This window comes from Polaribacter butkevichii (assembly GCF_038024105.1).
Classification (GTDB): Bacteria; Bacteroidota; Bacteroidia; order Flavobacteriales; family Flavobacteriaceae; genus Polaribacter; species Polaribacter butkevichii.
The window spans coordinates 528,912-553,982 of sequence record NZ_CP150661.1 but is presented as its reverse complement, the minus strand read 5'-3'; the positions used below and the strand labels follow the sequence as shown (position 1 = coordinate 553,982).

17 protein-coding genes are annotated in these 25,071 nt (G+C 31.2%); 4 read left to right on the top strand and 13 right to left on the bottom strand.

Annotated features, from left to right (window positions below; all coding sequences use genetic code 11):
* Nucleotides 1-65: 65 nt before the first annotated feature.
* The 9 genes from scpA to WG951_RS01880 form a co-directional block, all read right to left on the bottom strand.
* The gene (scpA, locus tag WG951_RS01920; RefSeq protein ID WP_105048531.1) at nucleotides 66-2,198 is read right to left on the bottom strand and encodes a methylmalonyl-CoA mutase; all 2,133 of its coding nucleotides are present in this window, start codon (nucleotides 2,196-2,198) and stop codon (nucleotides 66-68) included.
* A 51-nt stretch (nucleotides 2,199-2,249) separates the two neighbouring features.
* Nucleotides 2,250-4,052: a methylmalonyl-CoA mutase family protein gene (locus WG951_RS01915; RefSeq protein ID WP_105048530.1), complete on the bottom strand. Its 1,803-nt coding sequence runs from the start codon at nucleotides 4,050-4,052 to the stop codon at nucleotides 2,250-2,252.
* 73 nt (nucleotides 4,053-4,125) lie between these two features.
* Nucleotides 4,126-5,415 carry an acetyl-CoA hydrolase/transferase family protein gene (locus WG951_RS01910; protein WP_105048529.1) on the bottom strand — a complete coding sequence of 430 codons (1,290 nt, stop codon included), beginning with the start codon at nucleotides 5,413-5,415 and terminating at the stop codon, nucleotides 4,126-4,128.
* 59 nt (nucleotides 5,416-5,474) lie between these two features.
* Complete coding sequence (locus WG951_RS01905; RefSeq protein WP_105048528.1) at nucleotides 5,475-6,806, bottom strand: sodium ion-translocating decarboxylase subunit beta; 1,332 nt, start codon at nucleotides 6,804-6,806, stop codon at nucleotides 5,475-5,477.
* Nucleotides 6,807-6,816: 10 nt separating this feature from the next.
* Nucleotides 6,817-7,236, bottom strand: a complete 420-nt coding sequence (locus tag WG951_RS01900; RefSeq protein ID WP_105048527.1) for a biotin/lipoyl-containing protein — start codon at nucleotides 7,234-7,236, stop codon at nucleotides 6,817-6,819.
* A gap of 3 nt (nucleotides 7,237-7,239) precedes the next feature.
* On the bottom strand, nucleotides 7,240-7,599 hold the full coding sequence (locus WG951_RS01895) for an OadG family protein (protein WP_105048526.1): 360 nt from the start codon (nucleotides 7,597-7,599) through the stop codon (nucleotides 7,240-7,242).
* Nucleotides 7,599-9,158 (bottom strand): acyl-CoA carboxylase subunit beta, encoded by a 1,560-nt coding sequence (locus WG951_RS01890; protein ID WP_105048525.1) that lies wholly within the window; start codon nucleotides 9,156-9,158, stop codon nucleotides 7,599-7,601. The genes WG951_RS01895 and WG951_RS01890 overlap by 1 nt, the downstream gene beginning before the upstream one ends.
* 26 nt (nucleotides 9,159-9,184) lie before the next feature.
* Entirely contained in the window at nucleotides 9,185-9,589 is a 405-nt protein-coding gene (gene mce, locus WG951_RS01885) for a methylmalonyl-CoA epimerase (protein WP_105048524.1), read from the bottom strand.
* Nucleotides 9,590-9,996: 407 nt separating this feature from the next.
* Complete coding sequence (locus WG951_RS01880) at nucleotides 9,997-10,950, bottom strand: fatty acid desaturase family protein (RefSeq protein WP_105049360.1); 954 nt, start codon at nucleotides 10,948-10,950, stop codon at nucleotides 9,997-9,999.
* An 858-nt stretch (nucleotides 10,951-11,808) separates the two neighbouring features.
* Here WG951_RS01880 and WG951_RS01875 point away from each other — a divergent pair.
* The 3 genes from WG951_RS01875 to WG951_RS01865 are packed head-to-tail and all read left to right on the top strand — an operon-like array spanning nucleotide 11,809 to nucleotide 18,660.
* Nucleotides 11,809-15,141: a DUF2126 domain-containing protein gene (locus WG951_RS01875; RefSeq protein ID WP_105048523.1), complete on the top strand. Its 3,333-nt coding sequence runs from the start codon at nucleotides 11,809-11,811 to the stop codon at nucleotides 15,139-15,141.
* Between the two features lie 26 nt (nucleotides 15,142-15,167).
* The gene (locus WG951_RS01870) at nucleotides 15,168-17,738 is read left to right on the top strand and encodes a circularly permuted type 2 ATP-grasp protein (protein WP_245893485.1); all 2,571 of its coding nucleotides are present in this window, start codon (nucleotides 15,168-15,170) and stop codon (nucleotides 17,736-17,738) included.
* Between the two features lies 1 nt (nucleotide 17,739).
* Entirely contained in the window at nucleotides 17,740-18,660 is a 921-nt protein-coding gene (locus tag WG951_RS01865) for a transglutaminase family protein (protein ID WP_105048521.1), read from the top strand.
* 66 nt (nucleotides 18,661-18,726) lie between these two features.
* Here the strand turns inward: WG951_RS01865 and WG951_RS01860 are convergent, their stop codons facing one another.
* Complete coding sequence (locus WG951_RS01860; RefSeq protein ID WP_105048520.1) at nucleotides 18,727-19,746, bottom strand: alpha-E domain-containing protein; 1,020 nt, start codon at nucleotides 19,744-19,746, stop codon at nucleotides 18,727-18,729.
* A 6-nt stretch (nucleotides 19,747-19,752) separates the two neighbouring features.
* The gene (locus WG951_RS01855) at nucleotides 19,753-21,219 is read right to left on the bottom strand and encodes a circularly permuted type 2 ATP-grasp protein (protein WP_105048519.1); all 1,467 of its coding nucleotides are present in this window, start codon (nucleotides 21,217-21,219) and stop codon (nucleotides 19,753-19,755) included.
* A 484-nt stretch (nucleotides 21,220-21,703) separates the two neighbouring features.
* Here WG951_RS01855 and WG951_RS01850 point away from each other — a divergent pair, with 484 nt between their 5' ends.
* Nucleotides 21,704-22,603, top strand: coding sequence for an EamA family transporter (locus WG951_RS01850; protein WP_105048518.1), 900 nt, complete (start codon nucleotides 21,704-21,706; stop codon nucleotides 22,601-22,603).
* A gap of 76 nt (nucleotides 22,604-22,679) precedes the next feature.
* On the opposite strand, the gene WG951_RS01845 is transcribed toward WG951_RS01850, so the two are convergent.
* Together WG951_RS01845 and WG951_RS01840 are read right to left on the bottom strand one after the other, a co-directional pair.
* The gene (locus WG951_RS01845; RefSeq protein ID WP_105048517.1) at nucleotides 22,680-23,570 is read right to left on the bottom strand and encodes a carbohydrate kinase family protein; all 891 of its coding nucleotides are present in this window, start codon (nucleotides 23,568-23,570) and stop codon (nucleotides 22,680-22,682) included.
* The gene (locus WG951_RS01840; protein WP_105048516.1) at nucleotides 23,571-25,070 is read right to left on the bottom strand and encodes a mannitol dehydrogenase family protein; all 1,500 of its coding nucleotides are present in this window, start codon (nucleotides 25,068-25,070) and stop codon (nucleotides 23,571-23,573) included.
* Nucleotide 25,071 lies beyond the last annotated feature (1 nt).

Here is a 25,071-nt window from a genome sequence, read left to right as displayed (position 1 = left end):
ATCAGATTGACAAAAAAAGCCCAAACAATTTAATGTTTGGGCTCTTTTATTTATAAATTTTAAACTTACTCTTGCTCTAAGTATTTTTCCATAATTGTAATCGCAGATTCAGAAATTACAGTACCAGGACCAAAAATGGCTGCTACTTTTCTTTCTAACAAATAATCATAATCTTGTGCAGGTATTACCCCACCAGCAAAAACCATAATATCTGGTCTTCCTAATTTTTCTAATTCTCCTATTAATTGAGGAATTAACGTTTTATGACCAGCAGCCAAACTAGATGCTCCAACAAAGTGCACATCATTTTCAATGGCCTGTTTAGCAACTTCTTCTGGTGTTTGAAATAAAGACCCCATATCTACATCAAAACCTAAATCAGCAAAACTAGAAGCCACCACTTTTGCTCCTCTATCGTGCCCATCTTGACCCATTTTTGCAATCATAACCCTTGGTCTACGTCCTTCTATTTCTGCAAACTTATCTGTTAATTTTTGCGCTCTGGCAAACGTATCATCACTTTTTACTTCTTTTCCGTACACCCCACTTATTAATTTAGTATCCGCTTTATGTCTTCCAAAATGAACTTCTAAAGCATCAGAAATTTCACCTAAAGTAGCAAAATTTTCTGCAGCTTCTACAGCCAATTCTAATAAATTACCTTTACCTGTTCCTGCACAGTCTTCTAAAGCTTTTAATTTAGTAGCAACTAGCTCAGAGTTACGTTCTGCTTTCATTTTATTGATACGCGCAATTTGAGAATCTCTAACAACTGTATTATCAACTTCTAAAATTTCAATATTTGATTTTTCTGTAGTTTTAAACTTGTTTACCCCTACTAAAATATCTTGACCAGAATCTAAACGAGCTTGTTTACGAGCAGATGCTTCTTCGATACGTAATTTTGGCACTCCAGTTTCAATGGCTTTTGCCATACCACCAAGTTCTTCAACTTCTTCGATGAGTGCCCAGGCTTTCTTAGCTATTTCTTGCGTTAAATATTCTACATAATAAGAACCTGCCCAAGGATCTACCGATTTGGTCATTTGCGTTTCATCTTGAATAAAGATTTGCGTATTACGTGCAATTCTTGCTGAGAAATCTGTTGGTAACGCAATCGCTTCATCCAAGGCATTTGTATGTAAAGATTGCGTTCCTCCCAAAGTAGCAGCCATTGCTTCTACACAAGTTCTAGCAACATTATTAAAAGGATCTTGCTCACTTAAACTCCAACCAGAGGTTTGACTATGCGTACGCAAAGCCATTGATTTTGGATTCTTTGGATTGAACGTTTTTATAATTTTTGCCCAAAGCATACGTGCAGCACGCATTTTTGCAATTTCCATAAAATGATTCATACCAACAGCCCAGAAGAATGATAAACGAGGCGCAAATTCATCAATTTTTAAACCAGATTTTAATCCAGTTCTAATATACTCCATACCATCTGCTAATGTATAAGCCAATTCAATATCTGCAGTTGCACCAGCCTCTTGCATGTGGTAACCACTAATAGAAATTGAGTTGAATTTAGGCATGTTTTTAGTGGTATAATCAAAAATATCACCAATAATTCTCATAGAAGGTAATGGTGGATAAATATATGTGTTACGCACCATAAATTCTTTTAGAATGTCATTCTGAATGGTTCCAGAGAGTTGATCTAAAGGTACACCTTGCTTTCTTGCCGCTGCTATATAAAAAGCCATAATTGGCAATACAGCCCCATTCATGGTCATAGAAACAGACATTTTATCTAACGGAATTTGATCGAATAAAATTTCCATATCTAAAATAGAATCGATGGCAACACCTGCCTTACCAACATCACCAGTTACACGTGGGTGATCTGAATCATAACCCCGGTGGGTAGCTAAATCAAAAGCAACTGAAAGTCCTTTTTGACCTGCCGCTAAGTTTCTTCTGTAAAAAGCGTTTGACTCTTCTGCTGTAGAAAATCCTGCATATTGACGAATGGTCCAAGGACGCATTGCATACATGGCACTATATGGTCCTCTTAAAAAAGGAGGCACACCAGCCGCATAACCTAAATGTTCTGCTTTGGCTATATCTTCTTTTGTAAAATGTTTTTTTACGGGGATTCCTTCAGGAGTATTCCAAACATCTTGATTATCTGAAGTTGCAGCAGTTTGTTTTACTGCTGAGTTTATTTTAATATCTGAAAAATCTGGTTTCATGTGTTTATTTTTATTGTTTCTCAATCGTCACATGTAATCGTAAATACGATTTCATACTTCTAAGGTTTTTAAGATTTTTTGAACTTTTTTCTGAATCGCTGAAAGTGTTACCAATACATCTGATCTCATATTAACAACACCATCTAAACCAGCAGCTGTTAATTCGTCCATGTTTTTTGGTGCACCTGCCAACAACAATACTTTTTCTGTATTTATAGCTCTAAATGTTTTAACAAAGTCTAATGCTGTTTCATCGTAATCTTGATCTGAACTACAAATAACGACAACTTGCGCTTCTGATTTTGCACTTTCTGTAGCAGCCACTGTAGCGCTTGCAAAACTTTCTTCTTGATGAACATCAAAACCACTTACACCAATAAAATCATACGCAAAAGCTGCTCTTGCTTTACGCATGTTTAAATTACCATAACTTGCTAATTGTACAATTGGACGTACGTTTGTTTCTGCAACTAACTCTTCTGTTACTCTTCGCATTGCTTCTATTTCTAAAGAAGCTCTTCTTGGAGTTAATACTTTAGAGTTAGTGGTATCTTCTTTTTTAGAAAGTAAATCTGCAGCCACTTTTTCCATTAAGTTAGGATACTTATTAATACCAACCATTGGTGTTCTACGTTGACTTATTAATTTTAACTTTTTTAAACGAATTTCTGCAATTTGTTGTTGAATTGTTTCGTTTTCGAAAGCCGTATAAAAGCCACCATTTTTTTCTATTTCTTTAAATAATTCTAAAGCTTTTTCTGCTATTTTAGAACTAACTTCTTCGATATAATACGAACCATCAACCGGGTTTGAAACTTTACCAAAGTAAGATTCTTCTCTTAAAATAGTAGTAATATTACCAGCTATTCTACTTGAAAAATCAGAAGAACTTTTAAATTCTTTATCATAAGCATCTATTAAAACACCATCTACATTACCCAATATTGCCGCCATTGCTTCTGTTGTACAACGCAATAAATTGGTTTCTGCATCTGTAATAGACTTACTCCAAATAGACGTTTTTGCAGTTATTGTATTTTTAAACTCTGCAACAGCATATTTGGCAGCTACTTCTGCTAACAAATTATTAAATGCTCTAAATTTACCTATTTCAACAAAATACTCTAGTCCAATAGCCAGATTGAAATTTAAATTATCGAAAATAGCTTGAACAGAAACTCCTTTTTCTGTAAGTTTTTCTGTTAAAAACACTAATGAATTTAACGTATAAGCAATCTCTTGAACTTGGTTTGCACCAGAATCTAAATATTCCGTTCCAGAAATTGTAAGTACTTTAAAGTTTGGAAAATCTGTTGTTAATTTTACCAACTCTGCAGTAACTTCTATAAGTTTTTCATTAAAAACACCAGTTGTTACATAACTAGAAATTAGGTCTGTATCAATATATCCTTTTAAGTTTTTACCCTTTGCAAAAGCTACTAATTCTTTAGTGAAAGTAATTGCGTTGTTATATAATTTAAATGATACCGAAATTTTATCTAAATCTATACCATTTAAAAGTTCTTCTACAGATACATTGGTTATCATTTGAAAAATGATACCATTTATACCTTCTTCTATTGCTTTTAAAGCTAAATCGTTTCCAGATTTACCACAGCAAGCTGCAATACTTCTATAATTAACTAATGATTGAGAATTTTCTCCGGTATTTTTAAGTTGTGTAATTTCGTTTTCAAGATTGTAACAAGGTTGAAAATTAATACCCGTTAGATTTTTCCAAACTAGTTTTTTATCAAAATCAGCTCCCTTTAAATCTACATGCACTCTTTCCATCCACTGCTCAGTAGAAACTGGAGGGAAATCAGAAAAAAGTGGTTTATTTTTATTGCTCATTATATGTTATTTTTTTTATCAAAAAGATTACAATTCATAAAAGTACAATTTATAGAATTGTAATTCAAAATGTTTATTTTGTCATTAAACTACTTCCAAATCTATCAAAAATAGCTTTATCTAATTCTTCTCTATGATCTGGATGTGCAATATCTCTAAGAGCTTGTGCACGTTGTTTTAGGTTTCTACCAAACAATTCTGCAATACCATATTCTGTAGCTACAAACCTTGCATGCGCACGAGTTGTTACTACACCGGCACCTACTTTTAAAACGGGTGTAATTTTAGAAACACCTTTACCTGTTGTAGAAGTAATTGCACAAATAGGTTTTCCTCCTTCAGATAAAGCAGCTCCACGCATAAAATCCATTTGACCACCAACACCAGAAAACATTCTCTGTCCGATAGAATCGGCACAAATTTGCCCTGTTAAATCTACTTCAATAGCTGAGTTAATTGCAGTTACTTTTGGATTCTTACGAATGATAGAAGTATCATTAACATAAGCAATATCATTCATTTCAATTTCTGGATTATCATCCATAAAATCATATAAACGCCTTGTTCCCATTGCAAAACCAGAAACTATTTTATACGGATTTGTTTTCTTTTTAGAACCATTTACCACTCCGTTTTTAACTAAATCTACCACACCTTCAGAAAACATTTCTGTATGTACACCTAAATTTTTATGGTTATGTAAAAATGTTAAAACTGCATTTGGAATCCCTCCAATACCCATTTGAAGCGTAGCTCCATCATCAATAATTTCTGCAATATTTTTACCTATTGATTTTTCGATTTCTGATGGTTCTACAAAACTCATTTCGTAAATTTCTTCTTCTACTTCTACGCATGCATCAAAATGTTTTAAATGAATTTGAGCATCACCAAAAGTACGTGGCATACGAGAATTAATTTGAGCAATCACTTTTTTTCCTTGCTCAATACCAGAAATAACAATATCTACAGAAACCCCTAAAGAACAAAAACCGTGTTTATCTGGAGGAGAAACGTTTACCATTACCACATCTAAATCCATATAACCTTGACGAAACAAACTTGGTATTTCACTTAAGAAAACAGGAATATAATCTACTGTATTACCCACCATTTTACGAATGTTTCCTCCAATAAAAAAAGCATTGGTATGAAAACTTTCTCTTAATTCTGGAGCAGTGTATCCACAAGCTCCTTCTGTATGTAAATGAACAAGTTCAACATTTCTTAATTCTGGTGCTCTTTTAACCATGGCATTAATTAGTGCTTGTGGTGTTGCAGAACCTCCTTGTATTAAAACTCTATCGTTAGATTTGATTAATTTAACAGCCTCATCTGCTGTCATCTTATTTGGTATTTTCATTTTTATCAAAATTTAAAAATTGTTGTTTTGTTCATTTAAATACTTAAAAGAACCTCTGTTTAACCTAAGAAACTTAGTATAATCCCCGCAGCAATTGCAGACCCAATAACACCAGCTACATTTGGGGCCATAGCGTGCATTAATAAGTAATTACTGGAATCATATTTTAATCCTTCTGTATGTACAACTCTAGCACTATCTGGTACTGCAGATACTCCTGCTGCACCAATTAATGGGTTAATTTTATTATCGCCTTTTAAGAATCTATTCATAAATCTTGCAAATAATAAACCTCCGCAAGTGGCAATTACAAATGATATAGCACCTAAACCAAATATTAATAAAGAATCTTTTGTAATAAAGATATCTGCTTGTGTAGAAGCACCTACTGTTACCCCTAATAAAATAGTTACAATATCTATTAATTTAGTTCTTGCTGTATCTGCTAATCTTTCTGTTCTTCCAGACTCTTTAAGTAAATTACCAAAGAATAACATACCTAATAATGGTAATGCACTAGGAGAAATAAAAGTTGTTAAAATTAAAGCCACCACAGGAAAAATCATTTTTTCTTTTTGTGTAACAGCTCTTGGTGGTTTCATTTTAATTTTTCTATCCTCTTTAGAAATTAGCATTCTCATTAAAGGAGGTTGAATTACAGGCACCAATGCCATATAAGAATACGCTGCAATTGCAATAGGACCAATTAGGTTTTTTACTGTTGTACCATCTGCTAATACGTTAACACCATTGGCTAATTTAGAAGAAAGGAAAATGGCTGTTGGTCCATCTGCACCGCCAATAATACCAATTGCACCTGCTTCTGGCAAATTAAAACCTAAATAAAGTGCTCCTAAAAAAGTTGCAAAAACACCTATTTGAGCAGCAGCTCCTAAAAGCATTAATTTTGGATTTGCAATTAAAGATGAAAAATCTGTCATTGCTCCAATTCCTAAGAAGATTAAAGGCGGATAAACACCTTTTACCACCCCAAAATAAAGGAAATTTAATACAGATCCTGTTTCATAAATACCTGTTTGATTTCCGGCTACAAAAGGAATATTTCCTATAATTACACCAGCACCAATAGGTATTAGTAATAAGGGTTCGTAATCATATTTAATACCTAAATAGATAAATATAATTCCGATGATAATCATTACTAAATTACCTGATGTTGCATTTGCAAAACCGGTATAGCCATAAAATGTTTTAATCCCTTTAAAAGCTCCTTCAAAAACACCATCTTGTTGCGATACCTGATCTACTTGTGTTGTAGCAACGGTATCGCCACTTAAGGTGTCTGTGGTCGAATTTGTGTCAAAACCTAATACTGGTCTAATAAAGATCAATAACGATAGAACACAAAATATTAAAATTACTTTTTTCATGTTTTGTATTTTATTCTAGTTCTATCATTAATTCATCATGCAATACTTGCTGACCAACACTAATTTTTATGGCTGTAATAGTACCTGCTTTTTCACAAACAATACTATTTTCCATTTTCATCGCTTCTAAAACAAGCATTCTATCCCCTACTTTAAGTGTATCGCCAACTTTAACATCGATAGATAATACAACTCCAGGAATTGGAGCTACAATTCTTGTTTTTTGAGATTTCGGATTTACTTTTAAAGGTTCTGCAGGTCTTTGAGATGCTGCACGAACTAAAGTAGGAGTTTTAGATTTTTTAACCTCCTCTTTCATTTTTACCTCATATAAAGTACCATTAACTTCTAAGTTAATAATATTGTCTTCATGCGATTTTATATTAACGGTATAACCGTTATCGTTTACTTTAAATTTATAGCTTTTCATTTGTTATAATCTATTTTGAATTCCGTAAATTTTAGAACTCCAAGGTGAATAAGTTTTTTTAACTTGCTTAATGGTTAAAATTGCGCTTTCATGATCATGCTGTTCACTTGTATACATATGAACGGCAGCCCCAATAACCGCAGAAATTTCTCCTGTGAAATTGCTATCTTTTTTGATTTTAATTTCACTAACCTTTTTGTCTTTACCTTTTGTAATTATTTTATACACATAAAGCATTACAGGCAATCCATAATTAAAAACAAGTGCTAGTGTTACTAATGCACTAAAAACAATGAATAATCCAGTAAATAAGATAACGTAACCTTCACTTATTGTGTCTGTATTTAATATTAAATATGTCATTATAATGGAATATTTGAGTGTTTTTTAGGAGGATTTACATCTTTTTTATTTTGAAGTAATTCTAAAGCTCTAATAATTCTGAAACGGGTGTTTCTTGGCTCAATTACATCATCAATAAACCCATATTTTGCTGCCATGTAAGGGTTGGCAAACTTTTCTGTATATTCATCTTCTTTTTTCTGAATGTACTCTAGTTTTTCTTCGGCATCTTCAATTTTTCTAATATTAGATCCCTCTAATACTTCTACAGCTCCCTTAGCTCCCATTACTGCAATTTCTGCAGTTGGCCATGCATAATTTACATCACCTCTTAATTGTTTACAACTCATAACATCGTGCGCACCACCATAAGATTTACGTAAAGTAATGGTTACTTTTGGCACAGTTGCCTCTCCATAAGCAAACAATAATTTTGCTCCGTGTAAGATAATTCCTCCATATTCTTGACCTGTACCCGGTAAGAATCCTGGAACATCTACAAGAGTTACAATGGCAATATTAAAAGCATCACAAAAACGTACAAAACGAGCCGCTTTTCTAGAAGCATCAATATCTAAAACACCTGCATAATACTTAGGTTGATTGGCAACAATACCAACCGGACGACCATTAAATCTAGCAAAACCTACACAAATATTTCTTGCATAATTTCTATGCACCTCTGTAAACTCTCCGTTATCTGCAAGTATTGATATAACATCAACAATATCATATGGTTGGTTAGGGTTTTCTGGAATTATTTCATTTAAAGCATCTTCTAATCGATCAATAGGATCACTACAAGGAAGTATTGGTGCTTCTTCTAAATTATTTGATGGTAAATAACTTAATAATTTACGTACTAATAATAAGTTTTCTTCATCACTGGTAGCTAAAAAGTGAGAAACACCAGATCTTGTAGAGTGAATTTTAGCTCCCCCAAGTTCTTCTGCCGTTACAATCTCTCCTGTAACCGATTTTACTACTTTAGGCCCAGTAACAAACATATAACTTGTTTCTTCTGTCATAATAGTAAAATCTGTTAATGCCGGAGAATAAACTGCCCCACCAGCACAAGGTCCTAAAATTGAAGAAATTTGAGGAATTACCCCAGAAGCCATAATGTTTCTTTGAAAAATCTCGGCATAACCAGCTAAAGATCTTACCCCTTCTTGAATACGTGCTCCACCAGAATCATTTAACCCAATAACAGGTACTCCTATTTTCATAGCCATATCCATTACCTTACATATTTTTAAGGCATAGGTTTCAGACAAAGAACCACCAAATACGGTAAAATCTTGTGCAAAGACATAAACAATCCTTCCATCAATAGTACCATGTCCTGTAACAACACCATCAGAAAGATAAATTTGTTTATCCAACCCAAAAGATTTTGTTCTGTGAGTTACAAACATATCAAACTCCTCAAAACTATCTTCGTCTAAAAGAATATCAATACGTTCGCGCGCTGTTAATTTACCTTTGGCATGTTGAGAGTCGATTCGTTTTTCTCCTCCTCCCATTTTAGCCTCTGCTCTTTTTTCTATGAGCTCATTAATTTTATCTTGATTTGCCATTATTATATATGTGTTTTACTTATCAATTATTCTTTAGAACAAAGTTCTGTAAGTACTCCTAGTGTAGATTTTGGATGTAAGAAACCAATATTTAATCCTTCTGCTCCTTTTCTAGAAACTTTATCAATTAATCGCACACCTCGTTCTTCTGCAGTTTTTAACGCTTCTGTTGCATTGGGTACTGCAAAAGCAATATGATGAATACCGGGGCCTTTTTTTTCTATAAACTTACCTATAGGGCCATCTGGAGAGGTACTTTCTAATAGCTCTATTTTTGTATTACCTACCAAAAAAAAGGCTGTCTTAACCTTTTGGTCAGCAACCTCTTCTATAGAATAACATTTAAACCCTAAAACTTCTTCATAGTATTTTATTGATTCTTCTAAATTATCAACTGCAATACCTAAATGCTCAATATGTGAAATATTCATAACTTCAATGATTTAATTTCCTTCAAATTTAGAGCACATATCGATTTTATTCTATGATAGTTGTCATGTTATTAGACATTTAAAAGAAGTGGAATATTTTAAGGATATAAAAAGTATTGAAATTGATTTTTTAGCTATGTAATTGTATCTTACATATTTACAAATAAGCTAGAAAAGGTAAATTGTTTAAAAAAATAAAAGCGTATTATTTTTATTTTTTATTATAAAATTATAAATGAAAAAAGAAAGGCCTGTTATATTATACCTAAAATGAAGTGTGTTTTTAGGTATAACGGGCTTCAATTAAAAAACTATTTAATGTTTTTTAATTGTTAAAATCAGAATTTATTAAAAAAAATACCAACGAAATGTATTCTAAAATTAGTATTCTTAAAAGAAAAAGTAAATTATGCCATTTCTTTTTTACCTAAAGAACGTAACATTTTTGTATGGTCTTTAACGGCATGGAAAAAAGATTTTTTAACATGATAAGGCATCCCAAATTCTAAAGCGGTTTCTGATACAATTTTGGTTAAATCTTTATAATGTACATGGCAAACATCTGGTAATATATGATGTTCTATTTGATAATTTAAACCGCCAATCAACCAAAATAATATTTTGCTTTTTGGAGAGAAATTAGTAGTGGTTGCAAATTGATGAGCATACCAATTATTATTCATCTCTCCTTCTGAATCCGGTAAAGGAAACTCGTTCGTTGGCATAATATGAGCAATTTGAAAAACAACACTTATCAATAGCCCTGTAATAAAATGCATACTTAAAAAAGCCACTAAAATAAGTCCCCAAGAAAAAGGCAACATTATCATAGGCAATACTAATGCATACAAATAATACAACAATTTCCAACCAGTCATACTTGCGAATGCTTTGTTATATTCGTTCTTTTTGCTTAAAAACCCTTTTCCTCTAAAGTGTTTTAAACGCACAAAATCTTTTGTAGTAATCCAAGATACGGTAGATAAACTATAAAAAAACCAGATATAAATATGCTGAAATTGATGTACCCAATAATGTTTTGCATGGGGACAAAATCTTAAAAAGAAAGGCGCATTTAAATCGTCATCTGCGTGCTCTATGTTTGTATAAGTGTGGTGTAATATATTGTGTTGAATTTTCCAAACGGTAGCATTGGCTCCTATCATATTTAAACTATATCCTAAAAGGGTATTGATCGTTTTGTTTTTAGAATAAGAACCATGTATAGCATCGTGCATTACACACATACCAATACCTGCCATTCCTAATCCACTTAAAATATATAATAAAAAAAGTAACCAAACCGAATTTATAGATCCCGATGCGAGTGTTAACAATGGAATAAAAAATAAACTCATCATAAAAAAAGTTTTTAGCACCATGTTAGTATTGGCTTTTCTACTTTTTTTATGTGTTTTAAAATAAGTATTAACTCTTTTTCTTAGGGTTTTAGAAAAATCCGGATGAATGTCTCTTGAAAATTTTGGGTTTTTGATAGTGTGTGTTTTTTAATTTAAAATGATGAATCAGTATATCTTTAAACTCATAAAAACAAGTAAGTAATATTACTTACAAGCTATGTTATAATTTAAAATTATAATACGGACATTGTTTATTAAAAGATGGAGAAAACTTGAATTCTTTAAAATTCGAATAAATTAAAAAAGCTATCTAAATAATTAATACGGCTAATTTAAGTTAAATAAGTAGCAATTCATTATAAATACTTGTGTAACCCTCTTTTAAAACCAATTTTGCTAACTTTAAACTTTAAAGAAAAACCAATTTAAAATAAAAATTTAGAAGACTTACCTGCCTAAATACCAACAAACTATTTTAAACAAAAAAGCAACTTTTACCTTTACATATTCTTAAATTAGTTGTTTTTGATAAAAGAGCTCTAAATAGTTAAATTACCATTTTATTATTTAATTAGTGAAAATATTATTATTTTGATAATTAAACCTCAAAATATATCATAATTAATGAGGGTTTTACGCTGTTTTATTATTAAATTTATAAAAAATAAAACACAAATAAAACGATACTAAAAATAGATTTATTATTTATAAAGAAGCCCTTTAAGACTCAATTTTATTAAAAAAGTTAAGCCGATTTGGAATAATAAATACTTAAATTTGTCCGCGTTTTTTTTCGCTTTATTTAAAAAAAGTTATCTAAAATTAACTCGCTAATTTGCACTCATAATATCTGTATATATGGCATTAAAAATCGTAATATCACACAAGACTACTTATAAGTATGATAGAAAAGTATCCTTATCTCCTCATATTTTTAGACTAAGACCTGCTCCACACTCTAGAACTCCCATAGAATCTTACTCAATTAAGATTACGCCAGAAGAACAATTCTTTAACTGGCAACAAGACCCTTTTGGTAATTATGTTGCGCGTTTGGTTTTTCCAGAGAAAACGGATGAAATGTCTATTGATGTTGAAATTATAGCAGATTTAAAAACCATAAACCCTTTTGATTTCTTTATTGAAGAATATGCAGAAGAGTACCCTTTTGAATATACAGAAACTGTAAAAAAAGAATTACAGCCTTATTTAGAAATTACAGATAAAGGCAAATTATTAGAAGAATTTATAAAAACAATAGATTATACACCAAGAAAAACCATTTATTTTCTAATTGATATCAATCAGAAAATTTATGAATTTTTAAATTATAATATTAGAATGGATCCGGGTGTTCAGAGTTGTGAAGAAACTTTGAATCAGAAAAATGGGTCTTGTAGAGATTATGCATGGTTATTTGTACAAACTTTACGACACTTAGGTTTTGGAGCACGTTTTGTTTCTGGATATTTAGTACAATTAAAATCTGATGAAAAGTCGTTAGATGGTCCTTCTGGTCCTGAAGAAGATTTTACAGACTTACACGCTTGGGCAGAAGTTTATTTGCCAGGTGCTGGTTGGATTGGTTTTGACGCTACTTCTGGTCTTTTGGCTAGTGAAGGCCATATTCCGTTAGCCTGTACTCCTTCTTTTGAAAGTGCCGCGCCAGTTTCTGGAATGACTGATAAGTGTGAAACTGAATTCTTTTTTGAAAATAAAGTAACCCGAATTTTAGAATCTCCAAGAGTTACAAAGCCATATACAGAAGAACAATGGAAAGCTGTAGACAAACTTGGTCATAAAGTAGAAAAGCAATTAGAAAAAGGGGACGTAAGGTTAACAATGGGTGGCGAACCTACCTTTATTTCTATTGATGATTTAGAATCTGATGAGTGGAACACCACTGCAGACGGTCCAAACAAAAGAAAATTAGCAGGTGATTTAACAAAAGGATTGTACGACAAATTTGGGAATGGAGCCGTTTTACATCACGCACAAGGAAAATGGTATCCTGGAGAACCTTTACCAAGATGGCAAATAGAAATTTGTTGGCGTAAAGATGGAAGACCAATTTGGTATAACAAAAAATATTTATCTAGTTATGCAAGTAATCCTATTGTTCCAGAAAATTCTGATAAATTATTTTTAGAAACACTTACCAAATATTTACGTGTTTCTACAGAACATATTTTACCAGGTTACGAAGATCCTTTTTATCATTTATGGGAACAAGGAAATTTACCTGTAGACATAGATCCTGCAAAGGACAAAGACGGTTCTTTAGCACGTAAAAAATTACAAGAAATTTACGAAAAAGGAGCCTCTACACCGGTTGGATATTTACTTCCTTTAAATAAAACAGAAGATAAATGGTTTACCAGTGCTTGGACTTTTAGAAGACAACATATCTTTTTAACTCCAGGGAATTCTCCTATGGGATTAAGATTGCCTTTAGATTCATTAATGGAAAAACCAGAACATGAGGTTTTTCCTATTTATGAACCCGATTTATTTTCTAAAAAGAAACGCTTACCGAGTTTTAAAAACATTGTTAAAAAAAGATACCAAGAGTTTTTAGACTTCGGATTAGAAACCAACCAACCAAACTATTTTGTACGTACTGCACTTTGTGCAGAAATTAGAGAAGGTAAATTGTATCTATTTTTACCGCCCCTAGAAACCGCAGAAATGTTTTTAGATTTAATTGCTGCTATAGAAATTACAGCAAGAGAATTAAATGTACCTGTTATTATGGAAGGTTATGAACCGCCAAAGGATAACAGATTAGAATCTCTAAAAATAACGCCAGATCCTGCTGTTATAGAAGTAAACGTGCATCCTGTTACTAATTGGGAAGACTTATGTAAAAACACATTTACGTTTTACAACGAGGCTAAAAAAGCAAGATTAGGTACAGAAAAGTTTATGCTAGATGGTAAACATACAGGAACTGGTGGTGGAAATCACGTTACTTTAGGAGGTACAAGTCCTGCAGACAGTCCTTTATTACGTAAACCAAGTTTGTTACGTAGTTTGTTAACTTTTTGGCAACATCACCCGGGATTAACATATTTATTCTCTGGTTCTTTTGTAGGACCAACAAGTCAGGCACCAAGAGTAGATGAAGCGCGTTTAGACAACTTATACGAATTAGAAATTGCGTTTAACCAAATACCGAAAGACGAAGAAGTTCCTTTTTGGTTAACCGATAGATTGTTTAGACATTTATTAACCGATTTAACGGGTAATACACATAGAGCAGAATTTTGTATTGATAAATTATACTCACCAGATTCTTCTTCCGGAAGATTAGGTATCTTAGAGTTGCGTGGTTTTGATATGCCTCCGCATCCAAAAATGAGTTTGGTACAAATGCTATTGGTTAGAACTTTAGTAGCTTGGTTCTGGAAAAAACCTTATGAACATAATTTAGTACGCTGGGGAACAGAATTGCATGATAAATTCTTAATAGAGCATTATGTAAGAGAAGATATTAAAGACATTGTAGACCAATTAAATAAAGCGGGTTATGACTTTAAAGAAGATTGGTTCGATCCGTTTTTTGAGTTTAGATTCCCACTTCATGGAATGGTAGATATTAATAATATTCATTTAGAATTAAGAGCCGGTATAGAACCTTGGAATGTTTTAGGAGAAGAAATGACAGGTGGAGGAACTGCAAGATATGTAGATTCATCACTAGAAAGATTACAAGTTAAAGTTTCTAATTTTAACGAAGACCGTTTTGTATTAAGTTGTAACGGAGTTAAAGTACAATTAAATAGTACAGGTGTTCATGGAGAATATGTTGCTGGTGTGCGTTATAAAGCTTGGGATCCGTTTTCTGCTTTGCACCCAACAATTCCTGTAGATACACCGCTTGTTTTTGATATTGTAGATACTTGGAATAAGCGTTCTATTGGTGGTTGTACTTATTTTGTGGCACATCCAGGTGGTAGATCTTATGATGAATATCCAGTAAATAGTTATGAAGCAGAATCAAGAAGAATTAATCGCTTCTGGGAATTTGGACATACACAAGGTGAAATTGCCCCTGTAGAAAGTATCAACCCAAATACTGAAAGCACAAGTAGAAGTGTAGAACCAAATAGCAGCTCTAAACGATTTAAGTTTAAAGAATTGCCAGTTAATTTTGAATTTCCTTATACCTTAGATTTAAGAAAAAAGTAAGGAAGTTTTTATAGGTAGTGTGAATTATGATGATAGAAGACAAAAAAGTTGAGAAGACAATTTTATATGATTATTTTTTAAATAAAACGAAATATGACGAATTATTAATCTCTAAGATGGACGAAAAATCGGATTGGAAAATTTTATTAGACAATTTACAAAAAATTGGTCCCAAAGAATTAGCTTCTAAACAAGCTGATATAGATTGGCTTTTAGCAGAAAACGGTGTTACTTACAATGTATATAATGATCCTAAAGGATTAAATAGACCTTGGAATTTAAATGTAGTACCGTTTATAATTCATCAAAAAGAATGGACAGAAGTTGAAAAAGGAATTCAACAAAGATCTGAGCTTTTAAACCTAATTTTAAAAGATTTATACGGAAAACGTGAATTGCTTAAAAACGGAATTATTCCGCCAGAAGTAATTTACGCCCATCGTGGTTTTTTACGTTCTTGTGATCAAATTGAATATAAAACAGCAAAACAATTACTGGTACATGCAGTAGATTTAGCGAGAGGTCCAGATGGCAGAATGTGGGTTGTAAATGATAGAACACAAGCGCCTTCTGGTATGGGATATGCTTTAGAAAACAGATTTTCTACAAGTAAAATTATTCCTGAGATATTTAACAATATCAATGTAAAACAACCCTCTACTTTCTTTAATGATTTTAACAAATTATTGTTGAATGTTGCTCCGTCGAATAAAGAAAATCCAATGGTGGTTATTTTAACACCAGGGCCACATAATGAAACTTATTTTGAACATTCCTTTTTATCTTCATTTTTAGGGCATCCTCTGGTAAAAGGAAATGATTTAGTGGTAAGACACGGTAAAGTTTGGTTAAAATCTTTAAAAGGATTAAAACAAGTTGATGTTATTTTAAGACGTGTAGATGATAATTTTATGGATCCTTTAGAATTAAAGGAAGATTCTTATTTAGGAGTTGCTGGTTTATTAGAAGTAGTACGTTTACAAAATGTTGCCATCGTAAACCCTATTGGAAGTGGTATTTTAGAAAACCCTGCCCTCATCCCATTTATGGAAAACATCTGTGAATTCTTCTTAAAAGAAAAATTGATTTTACCACAAATTGCTTCGTGGTGGTGCGGACAAGAAAAAGAACGAAAACATGTACTAGAAGACCTGCCTTCTTATGTGGTAAAAAGAATAGACAGATCGCATAGAGAACATATTTATTTCTGTGAATTTTTAAGTAAGGAAGAACTAAAAGATTTAAAAGCAGAGATTTTAGAAAATCCGAATAGATTTGTTGCTCAAGAAAAAATATCCTTTTCTACAGCTCCTAACTTTGTGGGAGAAAAATTAGAACCACGTAAAATTTTATGTAGAACTTTTTCTATTGCTAAACAAAATGGTTATAGCATAATGCCAGGTGGTTTGGTTAGAGTTGCTGCAGAACGAGAAGAACTATTTGTTTCTAACCAACGTGGAGGAACTAGTAAAGATTTTTGGATTGTTTCTGATAAAAAACAAAATTATCTGCAAAACTATTCTTGGAACAAAACAACCTCTAACCACACAGAAAGCATTAATGATGTGCCAAGTAATACAGCAGAAAACTTGTATTGGTCTGGTAGGTATTTAGGTAGAACGTTGTTTACTGCAAGGTATTTAAGAATGGTTTTAAACCAAATGACACATGTACAATACAACAATGATCGAAAATCAGAATCAGAAAGTTTAAAAATATTATTTCAATCTATTACCAATATAACATCTACTTTTCCTGGTTTTACTGGAGAAAAAGCAGAAGAAGCTTTAAAAAATCCGCTAAAAGAAATTAAAGCACTTACTTTAGATAACCAAAGAATTGGTGGTTTTGCACAGTCTATGCAAAGCTTTAACAACTCTTATTATTCTTTAAGAAACTTGTGGTCTAAAGATATGTGGAGAGTTTTTGATGGAATTCAGAAACAATTGGTCAAATTAAAAGAAGAAGAAAGTTACTCTGCTAGTACTTTATCTAAATTCTTTGATAAAATTATTACCAGACTTATTGCTTTTATGGCTTTATCAGAAGAAAGTATTTTAGTAAGACAAGGACTCCTACTCTACTTTATCGGTTTGCAGATAGAGCAAGCTTCTATGACCATCGAAAAATTTAGATCTTTAATCATTGTAAATTATAATGAAGAATTAGAATACGAAATTTTAGAATCACTTTTAAATAGTCATGAGAGTTTAAATATTTACAGATACAGTTACAAATCTTATTTAAGTATAGAAAATGTACTAAAATTATTACTTTTAGATAAAGAGTATTCTAGATCTTTAATGTATCAAGTACATCGAATTAAAAAAGATATTGATAGATTACCAAAAGCAAATGCATCTTTAGAAATGACCGCTTGTCAGAAAAATATTGATACCGTAATTACTAAAATACAAAGCTTATCGCTAAAAGAAATTTTAGAAATTGATGAAACTTCTAATATGCGTAAAAATTTAGATGAATTATTATCTGATTTAAGCGATTTATTAAATACTACTTCGTTGTCCGTTTCAGACACTTACTTTAACCACTCTCAACAACAGAAACAGTTGGTAGATAGAAAAATTTCTAATTAATATGATTTTTGATCTTTGGCATAAAACAAAATATAGTTATGAAAACGGCGCTTCGTTTTGTCATAATATAACCACCTTAAAGCCTAAAACTTTTAAAGGACAAACTGTTTTAGAATACAAATTAGAAATAAGCCCAACTCCTACAGACATTTCTGAAAGACTAGACTTTTTTGGTAATACGGTTACACGCTTTTCGATACAGCAAAATCATGAAGAACTAATTGTTATCGCACGTAGTAAAGTTGCTAGAGATTACAACCTTCAAATAGAAGGAGAAAATTTTGTGGAAGGAAAAAAAGTGACTGTAGCAGAATCTTTAGAATTATTAAAAGGAATACAACCAGACATTATTGAAGCAAGACAATTTGTATTAGTCTCTCCTTTAATTTCTGATATGAGTACTGTAATTAAAGAATATGCATTGGTTTCTTTTAAACCAGAAAGATCTTTATACGAGGCTTCTTATGAATTAATGCAACGTATTTTTACTGATTTTGATTTTGTTGCTGGTTTTACAAACATAGCTACACCATTAAAAGAAGTAATGAAAGAGAAAAAAGGTGTTTGCCAAGATTTTGCGCAAATTGCCATTGCTTGTGTTAGGTCTATGGGCTTACCTGCAAGATATGTTAGTGGTTATATAGAAACAGTAGCTCCAGAGGGTAAAGAAAAATTGATTGGTACAGATGCTTCTCATGCTTGGTTTTCTGTATTTATACCTACTTTGGGTTGGGTAGATTTTGACCCAACTAACAATCAAATACCAAAAAATCAACACATTGTAGTTGCACATGGTAGAGATTATTATGATGTACCTCCATTAAAAGGTGTAATTTATAGTACAGGTAAAAGTACTATGGATGTTTCTGTAGATTTAAGACCAGCTAAAAACCATCAAAGTCAGCAACAATCTCAATTTTAAATTCTAAAAAAGCTCTTTTTGTTTCTTTTTAAAACCTATTAAAAGAAACAAAAAGAGCCAAAATTATTATTTCTGTTCTTGTGTTTGAGTTTTTGTTTCTTCTTCTCCCTTATTTTCTTGTTCTTTTACAAAACTAGGGTCTGTAATATTAAAGTAGTTCTCTTCTAATTTTGATGCTATTAAAATTAATTTCTTTATTAAATCCGCAATAAACTCTTCTAAATTATCATCAATATCTGCAAATAATTTATACTCAAACTCTGCTTTTATTTTACCAATTAAAAAGGCCGCAGAATCATCAGAAATTACCTTATTCCTAGAAATAATACAAATATATTTATAGATTTGAAACAAACAGTTTTTTATAGACCTAGGACACTTTTTATTTAAAATAATAAACTCTAAGGATGTTTTTCTAGTCGGCGTTTTTTTATAGAAACGGCGCATCATATCGTGTGTAGAAACACATTTTAAAAGTGTAGACCATTGGTAATTACCCGCTAATTCTCCGTAAAGTTCTTTAGAAGCAGCAACATCACTTAGCTTAGAATTTATAATTCTTGATACTTGAATAGCTCTTTCTAAATAAACACCCAACATAATAATAGCATAAACTTCATCATGTAAAAGTGTACTTTTAATTTTACTTCTTGCATCTGATGCAGATTGCGTGATAATAGATGTAAAATCATACAACCCACTTTTTACAAACTGATCTATTGGATATGTTTTTATTCTATGATTTACAGTATTGATACATTCAAATAATTCTGTTGAGATTAAATCTCTAGAACTACGGGCATTTTCGTGTGCATTTATAAACGTATTTACTATGGAATAAGGCTTTTCTAAATTTAACCCAACATTAAACAAAACCGCTTCTTCGTCTAATATAATATCAGCATCTATAATTTCATCTGCAGACATATACATTACAGAACGCAATACAAATTGCCTAGATTGTGATAATTCATCTGGTGCATCTAAAGAAGAAAAGTAATTAACGTTTAAAAACCTTGCTAGGTGCTCTGAACGTTCAATATATCTCCCCATCCAAAAAAGGTTATTGGCTACTCTTGCTAACATATTTCTTTATTTTTTTAAAACCCAAGTGTCTTTAGAACCACCACCTTGAGATGAATTTACTATTAAATTTCCTTTCTTAAGCGCAACTCTAGACAAGCCTCCTTTTAATACAAAATCGATGTCTTTTCCCAATAAGGTAAAAGTTCTTAAATCTACGTGCCTAGACTCAAAAGATTCATTATCATCTATATACGTTGGGTGTGTAGATAAAGACATAATAGGTTGTGCTATATATTTTCTAGGGGCTGCTAATATTGTTTTTTTAACCGTTTCTATTTCTTCTTTTGTTAATTTACTACCAATAGAAATTCCATATCCACCAGACTCATCAACAGGTTTCACAACCAACTTATCTATATTTTCTAGCACATACTTTAATTCGTCTTTTCTACTACAATGATAGGTGTGTACATTGTTTAAGATTGGTTCTTCATCTAAATAATATTTAATAATTTGTGGCATATAGGTGTAAACAGCTTTATCATCTGCAACACCTGTACCAGGAGCGTTTACTAAAGTTACATTTCCTTTTAAATAGACAGAAAACAAACCAGGAACCCCCAACATAGAATCCTTTTTAAAAACCAAAGGATCTAAATACAAATCATCTATTCTTCTATAAATAACATCTACTTTTTCTGGTCCATAAATAGTTCTCATGTATACAAAACCATTTTCTACAAATAAGTCTCTACCTTCTACTAAAACAACCCCCATTTGTTTTGCCAAAAAGGAATGCTCATAATAAGCAGAGTTATAAACACCAGGCGTAATAATAACGCAAACAGGCGCATCTACTCCATTAGGTTTTACAGACTCCATTGTTTCTAATAACTTAGATCCATAATCTACCACTGTATGTGCTTTATATTGATTAAAAACACCAAACAACGCATGTTTTACAGCTGTTCTATTTCCTATAACATAACTTACTCCAGAAGGACATCTTATATTATCTTCTAAAACATAATAATTACCATCAGCATGCTTTATTAAATCGGTACCAGATATATGGTTGTAAATTCCTCCAGGAGGATCTAACCCTTTCATTTGAGGTAAAAAATTTACAGAAGAATCAATTAAATCTTTAGGTACAATACCTTGTTTTATAATTTTCTGATCATGATAAATATCCCAAAGAAAAAGATTTAATGCTTTGCTTCTTTGTAAAACACCTTTCTCTATGGTAGTCCATTCTTTATTATTAATAATTCTTGGAAATAAATCGAAAGGAAAAATTTTCTCTTTTACCTCCTTCTCACCATAAACCTGAAACGTAATTCCGAGATTAAAAAAAGAATCTTTTGCTTTTTTATTTAAACGATCAAATTCTGAAACAGAATAAGATCCAAATAAATTATACAAAGTTTTATAAACTTCTCTTATTTCATTATTCTTATTAAAGAGCTCATCATAAAATCTAGAATCTAATTCGTAAGTTGAAAATAGCGGTAGTGTTGTAGTTTTTTTCAAATCTTATAATTTTTTAGTAAATATAAATTAGTTTTATGAAAATGTCAATGATTTTTAAAATATGTTGCGATTATTGTAATAGTAATTTTATTTCATTTATTTTTTTACATTAATAACAATAAATTGATACCAAATCTTTAATAAATCAATAATAAGGATATAATTGATATGCATTTATTTGTTAAAAAGACGAAAACAATGGTGAAATCTATAAAAAACAACAATAAAAGAGCTTTTTTTAATTAAAAAACCTGCATTTAGGTACTTTCTTAAAATTCTTACAAAAGATAGCGTTTATTCTCCTAAAAGATTGAAAAAGTTTGTTATTAAAAAAATAACTTTTTAATAATAATCATTAAATAAAAAGTAAAATACTATCTCACAATAAGTTAACCAAAATTTTAATTGCTGTTTTTAATTTTAAATAAAATACTAATTATTAACTGTTTCATATTTTTTTGATTCTACTATCTTCGCGCGCATTATGTGGATGTACTTAGGACTTTTAGCTGCTTTATTTTTAGGATTACACAATTTATGTAAAAAACATGCCGTACAAGGTAATGAGGTTTTCCCTGTATTGTTGGGAACTATTTCTGCTGGTTTTTTATTGATACTTCCCTTCTATTTGGGATCTATTTGGAATCCAAATTATATGCAAAAGATAGGATTTTATATAAAAAATATTCCTTGGACTATTCATGGGTTTATTTTTATAAAATCGATGATAATGGCAGCTTCTTGGGTTTTAGCATATCAAGCATTAAAACATTTACCAATTACTATTGTAACCCCAATTAGATCTGCAGGCCCTTTTTTTACGTTTATAGGTGCCATTTTTATTTATCAAGAAAAACCAAATCCACTGCAATGGGTTGGTTTCTTTCTTATTATCTTTTCTGTTCTATTATATTCTAAAATTGGAAAAAAGGAAGGCATTAACTTTAAAAGAAATAAATGGATTTTTGCCATTATCGGTGCAACCTTTTTAGGAGCTTCTAGTGGATTGTATGATAAATTTTTAATTCAGAACTTAAGCTTAAACCCACAAACATTACAATTTTGGTTTTGCTTCTACACCATTCTAATTTTATTAATAATTTTATCTATAACTTGGTTTCCTTATGCTGATAAAAGAAAAGCCTTTAAATTTAGATGGTCTATACCCGCAGTGGGAATTTTATTACAAACAGCAGACTACTTTTATTTTAAAGCTTTACAAGATCCTGATGCATTAATTATGTTATTATCGGCCATCAAAAGGAGTCAGATTTTAATTGCAGTTGTAGTTGGTGGATTGCTATTTAAAGAACAAAATAAACGTAAAAAATTGGTTCCTTTATTCGGTATTCTATTGGGGGTATTTTTAATATTATATTCTTAAACAAAAAAGAGGCTGTCTAAAAAAGATATTCTTTTTAGACAGCCTCTGCTAATACTAATTATGTACAACGTTGCTTTTAAACAGTCTTTTGTGCAATAAAGTTTAAAATATCACTTTCTTTAATTTCAGGATTTGCGCCTTCACTACTTGCAACAATGGCACCAACAGCACAAGCAAAATCTAACGCTTCTTGAGGATCAACCTCTTTTAATAATTTATTTATTAAAGAAGCTAAAAAAGAATCTCCAGCACCTACTGTATCTTTAACTTCTATTGAATAACCACTATTATAATAAAATTTGTCATCATAATAAAGTATTGCACCTGCACTACCTTTTGTAACACAAATAGATTTAGTGTCTGTAGCTTCTGCTATAAATTGAATATTTTTTTCTAATGAATTTGATGAAAAATTTAATCCTTTTGAAATTTCAAAAATTTCATCATCATTAAATTTAATAAAATTAGCTTCCTTCATTAAATAACTTAAACCATCTATATTATAATAAGGTGCTCTAAGATTAACATCAAAAATTTTATAGTTTGCTATTTTTAAAAGTTCATACAGTGTATTTCTAGAGACTTCATCTCTAGCCACCAAACTACCAAAAACAAAAGCATCTGAAACCTTAACTATTTTCTTTGCACTTTCTGTCAATTCAATTTGATCCCAAGCCCTAGGAAACATAATGTCATAAGAAGCACAACCTTTATCATCTAGTATTACTTTAACTTTTCCTGTTTTTAGATTTTCATCTACTTGTAAGGCTACTTTGTTAACGTTATTTTCCTTAATAAAATCCTTAATTTTTTGACCATTATCATCTGCTCCAACCCTAGTTATTATATATACATTATTATCTAAAGATTGTAATCTTACTGCAACGTTTAAAGGAGCTCCTCCTATTTTTTTGTGCGTTGGAAACACGTCCAAAAGCACTTCGCCAAAACATGTAATATTTGCCATCTAAATTTTATTTAAAACTGTACTATTTATATCTTTTACCGATTTTTCTATTCCATTTTTAACAATATTTTGATATGCATCGGTATAAGCTTCTAAAAATATCTTAGAGTTTTTAAGCTGCCCAAAAATAGATTCTATTTCTAAAAAAGCGGCAGGGTTATTTCTTGATAAAATTGCTTTTTCAGTTAAAATTGCTTCCATAGCGTCTTTTATCATTAATTGCGAACCATTCTCATTTACTCCAACACTATATATTGCAAAAGCAGCAATGATAAAAGCGGCATGGTTTATTGTTCTATTATTCTCTAATTGCGCATAAACCGTTGGTAAAATAAAAATTGGAATTTTAGCAGAACTCTCAGAACAAATTCTTTCAATTTGATCTTTTATGTAAGTGTTTCCAAATCTTTGGATTAATGAAAACTTATAATTTTTTAAGTTTACACCTTCTAAATCTCCTAAAGTTGGTGTTACTTCATTCCCCATATATATTCTTAAAAAAGAACTGATATCAGCATCATTTGCTGCTTCATCAATAGTTGAATATCCATATAATGCGCCTAAAATTCCTAATACAGAATGACCGGCATTCAGTAAACTTAATTTCATTTTTTCATAGGGTACTACATCTTTTACAAACTGAGCTCCAACAGTTTCCCAAGCAGGTCTTCCTGCAGCAAAATTATCTTCTATAACCCATTGTTTAAAAGGTTCACAAACTACTGGCCAACCATCATCAATACCTGAAGTTTCTTTTAATTTTTCGATATCTAATGCTGATGTTGCTGGTGTAATTCTATCGACCATTGCATTCGGAAACGAAACGTTTTCATTAATCCAAGACACTAATGTTGGTTCAGCAACTTTTACATAACTCAACAACATTTTTTCTGCCATATGCCCATTTCCTTGAATATTATCACAAGATTGAATGGTAACACCTTTTAAACCTTTTTCTTTTCGTAATTTTAAGGCTTGTGTTAAATATCCAAAAATAGTTTTAGGTGCACTTGGCGTTTCTAAATCGTGCTGAATTAAAGGGTTTTCAAAATTGAATTCTCCTGTTGCTTCATTGTAATTATAGCCACCTTCTGTAATTGTTAAACTAATAATTTTAACATCCGGACTTGCCATTTTTTCAATGACTTTTATTGGGCTTTCAGGTGCATATAAAACTTCTACCATAGAACCGATAATTTGCTTTGTTAACGAACCATCTAATTCTTTTATAATCAACGTATATAAACCGTCTTGTTTTTTTAGTGTGTTGTAAATTTTAGTATCAAAATCTAGCAATGCAACACCACAGATACCCCAATCTTTCTGCGCTTCATTTTCTAATAATAAGTCCGTATAAAAAGCTTCATGAGATCTATGAAAACCACCAATACCCACATGTACAATACCTGTTTTAATTTCGCTTCTATTATAAGTAGGTGAAGTTATTTTAGTACTAATTTCTACTAAATTCTTTTGATTCAATTTAATTATATTTTCCATG

Excerpts from the sequence above, each read along its gene's own strand:
- scpA (WP_105048531.1), bottom strand. The coding sequence starts at position 2,198 with ATGAAACCAGATTTTTCAGATATTAAAATAAACTCAGCAGTAAAACAA.
- WG951_RS01915 (WP_105048530.1), bottom strand. The coding sequence starts at position 4,052 with ATGAGCAATAAAAATAAACCACTTTTTTCTGATTTCCCTCCAGTTTCT.
- WG951_RS01910 (WP_105048529.1), bottom strand. The coding sequence starts at position 5,415 with ATGAAAATACCAAATAAGATGACAGCAGATGAGGCTGTTAAATTAATC.
- WG951_RS01905 (WP_105048528.1), bottom strand. The coding sequence starts at position 6,806 with ATGAAAAAAGTAATTTTAATATTTTGTGTTCTATCGTTATTGATCTTT.
- WG951_RS01900 (WP_105048527.1), bottom strand. The coding sequence starts at position 7,236 with ATGAAAAGCTATAAATTTAAAGTAAACGATAACGGTTATACCGTTAAT.
- WG951_RS01895 (WP_105048526.1), bottom strand. The coding sequence starts at position 7,599 with ATGACATATTTAATATTAAATACAGACACAATAAGTGAAGGTTACGTT.
- WG951_RS01890 (WP_105048525.1), bottom strand. The coding sequence starts at position 9,158 with ATGGCAAATCAAGATAAAATTAATGAGCTCATAGAAAAAAGAGCAGAG.
- mce (WP_105048524.1), bottom strand. The coding sequence starts at position 9,589 with ATGAATATTTCACATATTGAGCATTTAGGTATTGCAGTTGATAATTTA.
- WG951_RS01880 (WP_105049360.1), bottom strand. The coding sequence starts at position 10,950 with ATGATGAGTTTATTTTTTATTCCATTGTTAACACTCGCATCGGGATCT.
- WG951_RS01875 (WP_105048523.1), top strand. The coding sequence starts at position 11,809 with ATGGCATTAAAAATCGTAATATCACACAAGACTACTTATAAGTATGAT.
- WG951_RS01870 (WP_245893485.1), top strand. The coding sequence starts at position 15,168 with ATGATGATAGAAGACAAAAAAGTTGAGAAGACAATTTTATATGATTAT.
- WG951_RS01865 (WP_105048521.1), top strand. The coding sequence starts at position 17,740 with ATGATTTTTGATCTTTGGCATAAAACAAAATATAGTTATGAAAACGGC.
- WG951_RS01860 (WP_105048520.1), bottom strand. The coding sequence starts at position 19,746 with ATGTTAGCAAGAGTAGCCAATAACCTTTTTTGGATGGGGAGATATATT.
- WG951_RS01850 (WP_105048518.1), top strand. The coding sequence starts at position 21,704 with ATGTGGATGTACTTAGGACTTTTAGCTGCTTTATTTTTAGGATTACAC.
- WG951_RS01845 (WP_105048517.1), bottom strand. The coding sequence starts at position 23,570 with ATGGCAAATATTACATGTTTTGGCGAAGTGCTTTTGGACGTGTTTCCA.
- WG951_RS01840 (WP_105048516.1), bottom strand. The coding sequence starts at position 25,070 with ATGGAAAATATAATTAAATTGAATCAAAAGAATTTAGTAGAAATTAGT.